This is a genomic window from Methylocaldum sp. (assembly GCF_039794385.1).
In the GTDB taxonomy this organism is placed as follows: Bacteria; Pseudomonadota; Gammaproteobacteria; order Methylococcales; family Methylococcaceae; genus Methylocaldum.
On record NZ_JBDIVO010000173.1, the window covers coordinates 1 to 9,646 of the forward strand.

Genomic DNA, 9,646 nt, shown 5'->3' on the forward strand with positions numbered 1-9,646 from the left:
TGGCTGAGCGAAGGCTTCATGCCGATGTTCCGCCGCTGGTTCGAAGACGCCCGCATCACCGATCATTTGCCGCAATTCCGAGACGGCGAGCGGCGGCTGACCAATCTCCTGCACTTGGCCGAACTGCTGCAGGTAGAGAGCCGCAAAAAATCGAGTATCGATACGCTGCTGGGCTGGTTCGGCCGCGCTATCCGGAGTCCCTCCAAGAACGACGAAACTGCGCTGTTGCGACTGGAAAGCGACGCCAAGCGCGTGAAGATCGTGACCATACACACCAGCAAGGGGCTCGAATACCCGATCGTATTCTGTCCGTTTCTCTGGGACGGACGGCTGCGGCAGCGAAAGGCTCAGTCGGTGCTTCTGCACGCCGACGGCGAATCGGTACTGGACCTCGGCTCGGCGAAGCTGGAGGAAAACCGCCGTCAGGCCGTTCAGGAAGAAATGTCGGAAAATCTGCGTCTTCTTTACGTGGCGCTCACGCGCGCCGTTTACCGCTGCTATGTCGTCTGGGGCAATGTCCGGAACGGGCGGGACAAAAGCGAAGGCTTTCACTCGACCGCCATGGCCTGGCTGCTGCACGGCGGCTCGACGGCGCCGGAGGACGATCCGCTGGCGGCATTGGAGACAAGACTGCTGGAAGCCGATACCGGGTTTATCGCCGCCGACATCCGCGGCCTCGCGAAACGGGCGCCCGGCTGCGTTAGCCTAGGCTCCGTCGAAACCCGTCCGGTCCGCTACCGCGGCTCGGAACGGGAGGACGATTCAACCCTGGCCGTTCGCCCCTTCCGGCGTCCGCCGCTTTACCCGAACTGGCGCATGAGCAGCTTTTCGGCCCTGACCACCGGGCGGCACAGCGAAGCGCCGGATTACGACGTTCTGCCGGAATCCGAGTTACCGGAAGCGCCGGGCGATTCGATATTCGCCTTTCCGCGTGGCGCTCGGGCCGGATCTTGCCTGCACGCGATTCTGGAGGAGTGGGATTTTGCCTGCCGGGATTCCGAACGGCTAGCCGAACTCGTCCGCCGCAAATTGAAAGCTCACGGCATCGGAGATGGCTGGACGCCGACCGTACGGCAGACCATCGAAACCGCCCTCGAAACACCGCTCGACGACAGCGGGCTCAAGCTGTCCGATGTGCCGGAAGAAAAGCGCCTGGTCGAAATGGAATTCACTTATGCGTTGCGGGGGGGCGATTCCGAAGCTTTGCGGAAACTTCTCGCCGATCCGCGATTTCAACGCGACCGCCGCTATGCCGAAGCCGCCCGGCTGCTCGACTTCAAGCATATCGAAGGCTATATGAAAGGCTTTATCGATCTGGTGTTCGAAGCGGCCGGCCGCTATTACCTGCTCGACTGGAAATCCAACTGGCTCGGCAACACCCATGCCGATTACGCTCCGGACCGCCTCGCCGCCGCCATGGCGCGCGAGCATTATTATCTCCAGTTCCTCATCTACACCGTCGCCCTGCACCGATATCTCAAGCAAAGGCTGCCGAGCTACGACTATGAAACCCATTTTGGCGGAGCGTATTACCTATTTCTGAGGGGTATCGCGCCGCAGAGAAAAACCGGAATCTTTTGGGACAAGCCGACTGAGGCATTGATCGAGGCTTTGGACAGCCTCTTGATGGGGACGTCGTAGCGCAAAACTGCGGCTCGACAACACCCCCGTCTAGTCGCTTGGCCAACGCCGATACTGTTCATAAAGAAAAATACGGCGAAAATAGGCCATCTCCCCATTTCGAATAATAAGGTCATGAACTCCGAAGCCCGCGCTGCCTCGTTGCGTTCTTCCGCACGTTCCTTACCGGCCGCACCGGCCTCGGCCGCCCAGAAACTCTTGAAGCTTTCGACGCTCGGAAAGCAGTTCGCCACTTACTTGGGCCGGCTCGACGGCAATCCCGACGAAGCGGTCATCTGGGCGGCACAGCTGGCTTACCAGGCCGTCGCGGAAGGTCATATCTGTATTCGTCTGTGCGACTATGCCGGCTCCGAGGTAGCCCCCGACGACGGCGAGGGCATCGTTACGCTGCCCGGTCTCGCCGATTGGCTGGCGCTGCTCCGAAAGTCCAAGCTGGTCGGGGCTCCCGGCAGCTTCGCGCCGCTCATCCTCGACGAGAACAACCGCCTCTATCTGACGCGTTACTGGCATTACGAGAAGACATTGGCGGACAACTTGATATCTCTCGCAGAGAGCCCATGCCCGGAAATCGATTTGGCCGAGCTTCGCGCCGAACTGGACCGGCTTTTCGCGCACAACACCGAGGTGCCCGATCGGCAGAAGCTGGCTGCGGCCGTGGCGACGTTGCGGCGGTTCTGCGTCATCTCCGGAGGCCCCGGAACGGGAAAGACCTCTACCGTGGTTCGCATACTCGCCGCACTCCAATCCCAGGCCGGAGAAAAGCCGCTGCGCATCGCGCTGAGCGCGCCCACCGGCAAAGCGGCGGCGCGGCTTCAGGAATCCATACGCGAACAGAAAGCGAAACTGCCGGTGCCGCAAGCCGTACTCGACGCTCTCCCCGAAACCGCCTCCACGTTGCATCGGCTGCTGGGCACCAAGCCCGACTCCGTTTACTTTCGCCATAACCGGAAAAATCCGCTGCCGCTGGACGTATTGGTGGTGGATGAGGCATCGATGATCGACCTGGCGCTGATGGCCAAGCTGATCGACGCCTTGCCGAAAGGCGCGCGGCTGATTTTGCTGGGGGACAAGGATCAATTGGCGTCGGTGGAACCCGGCGCGGTGTTCGGCGATCTGTGCGAATCGTCCGGCTACAGCCCGGCATTTTGCGATCAACTTTACGCAGCCTCGGGTGTCAAGATTCCGTCGGGCGATCTGTTCACACCGGCCCTGTCCGATTGTATCGCGCTCCTCACCCACAGCCATCGCTTCGGGTCGGAAAGCGGCATCGGCCAGTTGGCGCGAGTGATCAATGCCGGGCGCGCGAAAGAAGCGGTCGCGTTGCTCGCCGGCGGCCGCCATCCCGAGATTCATTGGGAGCGGACACGGGTCGGCGGAGTGGATTTGGTCCGAAGGATGGAAGGCGGCTATCGAGCTTTCTTCGAAGCCGTCGACTCGGGCGACGAAGCAAAGGACGTTCTGCGCCTTTTCGGCCGTTTTCGGGTACTGACCGCTCATCGGGAAGGCGATAGCGGAGCGGCGGGCATAAACCGCAGGTTCGAGGAACAACTTTACGTGCAACGGCGATTGCGCCGGGGAAGCCGATGGTATCCCGGTCGTCCGGTGATCGTGACCCGCAACGATTACGACCTCCGGCTGTTCAACGGCGATATCGGCATCGCGCTGGAAACCGGCGCAGGACTTCGGGTCTTTTTCGAGGATGCGGACGGCCACATCCGGGGATTTTCGCCGACACGCCTTCCCGAACACGAAACCGTGTACGCCATGACCGTTCACAAAAGCCAGGGTTCCGAATTCGACGAGATCGTGCTGGCGCTACCGGACCTTGAAAGCCCGGTACTGGACCGCCCGTTGATTTACACGGCCGTTACCCGAGCGCGGCATCGAGCGGAAATACACGGCTCGCAGAAAATTCTGGAAGACGCCATCAAGCGCGTTCCCGGACGATTCTCCGGACTTCGCGAGCGGCTTTGGACCTGTATTTAGCCCACATTTCTCATACCCCTTCGTCGCGAACTCGGGCTGCGAAGCAGATTTTCTCAACAATCTCTGAGAAATCTTCCGGATTGAGCCGGCCCATCGGGACGACTACAATGGCGAGCTTTGCTGCACGGCAGACATCATCCATGCACGACGAATTCCAGCAGCGCGCCAGCGAACTGATCGAAGCGGGGCGCTATATTCACGGCAGGGGGTGGGCCCCCGCAACCAGCGGAAACTTTTCCGCCCGGCTCGGCGACGGGCGCATCGCCATCACCGTATCCGGACGCCACAAAGGCGAACTGACCCCCGACGACATCATGCTGATCGATGCCGACGGCCGATCGCTGGACGGAAAAAAACCCTCCGCCGAAACCTTGCTGCATACCTCGATCTATCGCCGCTATCCGGATGTCGGTGCCGTGCTGCACCCGCATACCCCGAGCGCCACCTTGCTTTCGCGATTCTTCCGCGACGAACTGGTGCTGGAGAACTACGAACTGCTGAAAGCCCTGCCGGGAATCGACACGCATGAAACTCGAATCGTTATCCCGATATTCCCCAATGATCAGAACATTCCGCGGCTGGCGCTGAAAGTGGACGAATACATCGAACTCCATGGCAACATCTACGGTTATGTAATCGCAGGTCACGGATTTTATACCTGGGGAGCCTCGGTGAAGGACGCTCTGCGTCATGTCGACGCGCTGGAATTTTTATTTGATATCGAGAGTCGCTTACACGGAGTAAGAACGCCATGAGCTTACTGACCATTCATCCCGAAAATCGGCCGGAAAATGCCGAGGTGATCCGAGAACCGGAAACCATCGCCACGAAGCTTTGGGAAATCGGTGTGCTGTTCGAGCGCTGGACCGCCGACCAGGAACTGTCTCCCGACGCCGATCAGGAGTCCATTATCGCGGCCTATCGTCCATCCATCGATCGGCTGATCGACCGCTACGAATTTCGCTCGGTCGACGTCATCAGCGTACGCCCGGACCATCCGCAGAAGGCGGAACTGCGCACCAAGTTTCTCAGCGAACATACTCACGACGATTTCGAGGTGCGTTTCTTCGTCGATGGAAAAGGCCTCTTTTATCTGCATCCCAACGACAAGGTATACGTGCTGCTGTGCGAGCAAGGCGACCTCATCAGCGTCCCGGCGCATGTCAAGCACTGGTTCGACATGGGCGAGAATCCGAATCTGAAGGCAATCCGCTTATTCACTTCTCCAGAAGGCTGGGTCGCTCGATTCACCGGCGCCAATATTGCCGACACCTTTCCCAAACTCGAACAATTTTTGACCCAGTACGTATGATTAGCGCGATTTTGACTGACATCGAGGGAACTACATCATCGATATCCTTTGTCAAAGATGTATTGTTCCCCTACTCCCGCGAGCGTATGATGAGTTTCGTCGCTCATCATGCCGATAATCCGGATGTAGCGAAGCTGTTCGACGAGGTGCGTTCACTCTGCGGAATGGAGTTGAGCACGGTACAAGTCGCAGAACAGCTGATTCGCTGGATCGATGAGGATCGAAAGTCACCGCCCCTCAAAGCATTGCAGGGGATGATATGGGAAGAGGGATACCGCAAACGGGATTATTGCGGTCACATCTATGAGGACGCCGTGCGCAAGCTAAGGGAATGGAAAGCTCAGGGCATCGATCTCTATGTATTTTCCTCGGGATCCGTCCACGCCCAAAAACTCCTGTTCGGACACACCGAATACGGCGATTTGACGCCGCTGTTTTCCGGTTATTTCGACACTCGGATCGGCCCCAAGCAAGATGCCGATTCCTACCGGGAGATTGCTCGGCAGATTGGCTTGCCGCCCGCCTCCATCCTGTTCCTCTCGGACGTTGAAGGGGAATTGGACGCTGCAAAATCCGCCGGTTTTTTGACGTGCCAGTTGGTTCGTGAAAGCACTGATTCGGGTCGGACTGCCCATGATCGGGCAGCGGATTTTGATGCCATCAATATTTCTTTATGAGAAAAGAAGCATTTAACGACCAGACCGGGACAGTATCGACAGAGCCGCCGAGCTTTGAATCACAGGCACTTAGCGGCTACTCACGAATGGCGCGATTTATGCTTTAAATGAGGAGGTAGTTTTAAAGCTTGATTCCGTAAGGCACGAAAAGTAAAGTTCGCGTTTTTCGGTGGGCGGGTTGCCGTTCACCCGGGCATCGACGAGTTCCCCGCCTCCGCGCATTGGTGGCGGAGAAGGGACTACGGAGAATTCTTCGATGCCTATGCGAAGACCTTATTTAAAAAAGGGAACTTAGCATATGAGCACTAACACAAATTCTCATAATAGGCATCGAATATCCGACGCCAGCATATCCCGGCGAGCATTTTTGACGCGTGCCGGAATGGCTGCTGTCGGAGCTTTGCTTTTACCCTCGACCGATGCGCTTGCGAAAATCTTCAGTAAAGATCGCAAGCTCTCATTTCATAATTTAAATACCGGCGAAGAACTGACGCTCCTTTGTAGCCCGCAACAGTATTACGACCGCCGAACTTTGAGGCAGTTCAACTATTTTCTGCGGGACCATCGTACAGATAGCGTCCATCCGATGGATTCCGGCCTGATCGATTTGCTCTATGCGGTTTCGGTATTCACCGGGAGCCGCGGCACGTTTCAGGTGGTATCGGGATACCGTTCTCCGGAAACGAACCGGATGCTGCGCAAGACCAGCCATGGCGTGGCCGAACACAGCCTGCACATGGAAGGCAAGGCGATCGATATTCGCATGAGCGATATCAGTACGCGCACGATCCAGAAGGCAGCGCTCGCCCTACAACAGGGCGGCGTCGGCTATTACCGCCGCTCCGATTTCGTTCATTTGGATACCGGCAGAGTCCGTTCCTGGTAGCCTTGCCCGATAATAGATTCAGCGCTCCAAATCCGATTTAGAGCGCTTTCTCCGCTCGCTCCCCTCCTCGTCATGAGGGGTAAGGGAAGCCCTTCGCCAGCAGGTCGCTGAGAATCAGGTCGTGGCCGTAGATGTCATCGTAAAAGCTCACGGTGCCTGACTCGTCCGCCAACACCGTCGAATAGAAGATGTAAACCGGTACGGCCTGCTTCAAGGTGACGGTTTTCGGCTTGTCTCTAGTCATGGCCGATTCGATCCGTTCGCGGGTCCATTCACCCTGGTCTGCCAGAATGAATTCCGCCAGAGCAACCGGATCTTCCACTCGGATACAGCCGTGGCTGAAATCGCGCCTGGCTTTCTTGAACAATCCCTTGGACGGTGTGCTGTGCAGATAAATGTTATTGTGGTTAGGGAACGCGAACTTGACCAAACCCAAGGCGTTTTTGGGGCCCGGCTTCTGCCGCAACTTGAGAGTACCAGTCGTCAGCATCTCGATATTTCTGAAGCTTGGCTCATAAACGGGCGCATTCGGCGAGAAATTCGGGACCAGCTCCAGGCTGTTCTTCGCCAAGTATCCGGGGTTACTGAGAATTTGCGGCAGCATTTCCTTGACCGTGATCTTGTACGGCAGATTCCAGTACGGCCGAAAGACGATATACGTCATATCCGAGTGAAAGACGGGCGTATGACGTCCGTCGACGGACTCCCCGACGATGACGTTCATCTGAAGATCGGACGTTCCGAAAGCGGAGCCGTTTCGAAAACCGAACAGCTGGAATGACGGAATGTTGACAACAAGATAGTTGCCGCGGATTTGTTCGGGCAACCAGCGAAGACGCTCCAGCCCGAGCTGAATTTGCCGCAATCGGTCGGCCAGCGGGAAATTAAGCTGATTCAGCGTACCTTTTCCGATAATGCCGTCCGCCGTCAACCCGTGGCGCTGCTGAAAACGCTTGACCGCTTGCGCAAGCTCGGGTCCGTAAACCAGGGAGCCGGCGGAACCCTGTTTGATTTCGTTCAAATCCCCAAGAGCGAGCAACAAATGTCTCAGCGCCGGCACATCCTTATGGCGATCTCCCGGACTGAATTTCGCCGGAAAAGAAAACTGGACCGGGGTCATTTCCTTTGCTAACCGCTGATACTGAGGCAGCGCCGCCTTGAGCCGCTCATAGATAGGAAACTTGGGCTCCAAAGCATCGATCATCGCCGCCGGTTGCTGGCTCTGAGCGATTTTCTGAATCAGATTCGGCAGATCCACCCTCTTGGGCTCGACGTTGAGTCCGTAATCGATGTTATTCGGATTGATGCGCCCGACATACAGATTCGATACGTAACGCATGGCCACGAGGCTCAGAGCCACATCAAAGGAAGCGACTTCCCGCGGATTTGCGGCCGTCGTATCGAACTCGCTCAACCACTTGCCCAACAGCTCGGCGTCATAATCCGCAGCGTTCAACCCTTTGCTGTCCGCCTCCGCCAAGCTCGCCACCAGCGTCTCTGCCTGCGGCGTCGGCCTTCCTTCGTTCAGCCATAAAGGCGTAAGGCCGTTCTGGTAATACAACTGCTCCAGTTGCGCCTTGTAGTCGGGAAACTTGCCCCAGCGCAGCTTGGGATGCGTACCCTCCTTGAGAAGACTTTGTATGTGGACGGCGGGCGTATCCGGGATGAGCTCAGGAGCTTCGGCCTGAACGGCGGACGCAGCAACGGTGCCGAGAGCTAAAACGGTTACAGCAAACTGAAAAAAAATCCCCAAGGTTGGGCAAACTTTGTTCATCTCATTTTTTCCTTGCTGGCAATAAAAGTGCCTTAATGGCGCAATTACGTGCGGGTTCGCAACAGTATAACGCCGAATGATGGCGCCTTGAGCTCCAACATTGTGCAACCGCAATCTGTATATCCTTCGAGGTCCAGAAAACAGCCGGGTTCAACAAAAGCCTACTACTTTACTTGGGATTTATATAGGACTAAAATGGTCCTTAATTAGAAAGGTAGCGCCATGCTTCGCATCAGCAAACTAACCGATTACGCCATCATCGTTTTGGGACATATGGCCGGAGAACCCGAACGCACTTATGCCGCGACCGATTTGGCCGATTCGACCGGAGTCGCGATCCCGACGGTGAGCAAGATTCTGAAGAGTTTGACCAAGGCCGACATCCTCAAATCCACGCGCGGCGCCAAAGGCGGATATCAGTTGACCCGATCGCCGGACAAGACCAGCGTGGCGACTATCATTTACGCCCTCGAAGGACCGATCGCCTTGACAGAATGCGGCCTCGACCACGATCAGTGCCAGCAGTCGTCGTCATGCCAGATTCGTGGCCATTGGGGCGTCATCAACCGGGCGATCCGAACCGCCCTGGAGTCGGTCAGCCTGGCCGATATGGTCATGCCCTTGACTAAAGCGTCCGAGGAAATCCATATCCCGGTCAGCACCCTTCACTATCAGCCGAGATAAAGGCGCGGAGTAAACATCATGTCTGCGACAGCGAAAACCCTGGATAAACTCATCAAAAAGGACTATGCGCCGGGCTTCGTCACCGACCTGGAGGCGGATACCCTTCCACCCGGCCTCAACGAGGACGTGATACGCGCCATCTCGGCCAAAAAGAACGAGCCCGAGTTCATGCTCGAATGGCGGCTGGAAGCCTACCGTCACTGGCTGAACATGGAAGAGCCGACGTGGGCTTTCGTCCACTATGGACCGGTCGATTATCAGGCCATCAGCTACTACTCGGCGCCGAAGTCCCAGGAACAGCCGAAGAGCCTGGACGAGGTGGACCCGAAGCTGCTGGAAACCTACAACAAGCTCGGCATCCCGCTTTACGAGCAGGAAAGGCTGGCCGGCGTAGCCATCGACGCCGTGTTCGACAGCGTATCGGTGGCGACGACTTTCAAGGAAAAGCTGGCGGCAGCGGGCGTGATTTTCTGCTCCATGTCGGAAGCGATCCAGAACCATCCCGACCTGGTGCGCCAATACCTCGGCAGCGTAGTGCCGCCCGGCGACAACTTCTTCGCGGCGCTCAATTCGGCGGTGTTCTCCGACGGCTCCTTCGTCTACATCCCGAAAGGCGTGCGCTGCCCGATGGAACTGTCCACCTATTTCCGCATCAACGCCGCGAAAACGGGCCAGTTCGAACGCAC

The 9,646-nt window shown here is 57.3% G+C and carries 8 protein-coding genes and 1 pseudogene; 8 read left to right on the forward strand and 1 reads right to left on the reverse strand.

Features of this window, described 5'->3' with window-relative positions:
- The 6 genes from ABJK70_RS14680 to ABJK70_RS14705 all read left to right on the forward strand — a co-directional run.
- A partial coding sequence (locus ABJK70_RS14680) for a 3'-5' exonuclease (RefSeq protein ID WP_347258333.1) occupies nt 1-1,641 on the forward strand: 1,641 nt, incomplete at its 5' end.
- A gap of 114 nt (nt 1,642-1,755) precedes the next feature.
- Nucleotides 1,756-3,627 carry an exodeoxyribonuclease V subunit alpha gene (gene recD / locus ABJK70_RS14685; protein ID WP_347258334.1) on the forward strand — a complete coding sequence of 624 codons (1,872 nt, stop codon included), beginning with the start codon at nt 1,756-1,758 and terminating at the stop codon, nt 3,625-3,627.
- A gap of 140 nt (nt 3,628-3,767) precedes the next feature.
- Nucleotides 3,768-4,382, forward strand: coding sequence for a methylthioribulose 1-phosphate dehydratase (locus ABJK70_RS14690; protein ID WP_240506964.1), 615 nt, complete (start codon nt 3,768-3,770; stop codon nt 4,380-4,382).
- Nucleotides 4,379-4,939 carry a cupin gene (locus tag ABJK70_RS14695; protein ID WP_077730340.1) on the forward strand — a complete coding sequence of 187 codons (561 nt, stop codon included), beginning with the start codon at nt 4,379-4,381 and terminating at the stop codon, nt 4,937-4,939. The genes ABJK70_RS14690 and ABJK70_RS14695 overlap by 4 nt, the downstream gene beginning before the upstream one ends.
- Entirely contained in the window at nt 4,936-5,616 is a 681-nt protein-coding gene (gene mtnC / locus ABJK70_RS14700; protein ID WP_086134257.1) for an acireductone synthase, read from the forward strand. The genes ABJK70_RS14695 and mtnC overlap by 4 nt, the downstream gene beginning before the upstream one ends.
- Nucleotides 5,617-5,998: 382 nt before the next feature.
- The gene (locus ABJK70_RS14705; RefSeq protein ID WP_240502509.1) at nt 5,999-6,502 is read left to right on the forward strand and encodes a DUF882 domain-containing protein; all 504 of its coding nucleotides are present in this window, start codon (nt 5,999-6,001) and stop codon (nt 6,500-6,502) included.
- 70 nt (nt 6,503-6,572) lie between these two features.
- On the opposite strand, the gene ABJK70_RS14710 is transcribed toward ABJK70_RS14705, so the two are convergent.
- Nucleotides 6,573-8,276: a L,D-transpeptidase family protein gene (locus ABJK70_RS14710; RefSeq protein ID WP_086134256.1), complete on the reverse strand. Its 1,704-nt coding sequence runs from the start codon at nt 8,274-8,276 to the stop codon at nt 6,573-6,575.
- A 222-nt stretch (nt 8,277-8,498) separates the two neighbouring features.
- Between ABJK70_RS14710 and ABJK70_RS14715 the strand changes: the two genes are divergently transcribed.
- Nucleotides 8,499-8,960: an SUF system Fe-S cluster assembly regulator gene (locus ABJK70_RS14715; RefSeq protein ID WP_077730336.1), complete on the forward strand. Its 462-nt coding sequence runs from the start codon at nt 8,499-8,501 to the stop codon at nt 8,958-8,960.
- 18 nt (nt 8,961-8,978) lie between these two features.
- A pseudogene (locus tag ABJK70_RS14720) lies at nt 8,979-9,646 on the forward strand (Fe-S cluster assembly protein SufB); the annotation flags it as partial.

Coding starts and splice junctions, on each gene's coding strand:
- recD (WP_347258334.1), top strand. CDS start 1,756: ATGAACTCCGAAGCCCGCGCTGCCTCGTTGCGTTCTTCCGCACGTTCC.
- ABJK70_RS14695 (WP_077730340.1), top strand. CDS start 4,379: ATGAGCTTACTGACCATTCATCCCGAAAATCGGCCGGAAAATGCCGAG.
- ABJK70_RS14710 (WP_086134256.1), bottom strand. CDS start 8,276: ATGAACAAAGTTTGCCCAACCTTGGGGATTTTTTTTCAGTTTGCTGTA.
- ABJK70_RS14690 (WP_240506964.1), top strand. CDS start 3,768: ATGCACGACGAATTCCAGCAGCGCGCCAGCGAACTGATCGAAGCGGGG.
- mtnC (WP_086134257.1), top strand. CDS start 4,936: ATGATTAGCGCGATTTTGACTGACATCGAGGGAACTACATCATCGATA.
- ABJK70_RS14715 (WP_077730336.1), top strand. CDS start 8,499: ATGCTTCGCATCAGCAAACTAACCGATTACGCCATCATCGTTTTGGGA.
- ABJK70_RS14705 (WP_240502509.1), top strand. CDS start 5,999: ATGGCTGCTGTCGGAGCTTTGCTTTTACCCTCGACCGATGCGCTTGCG.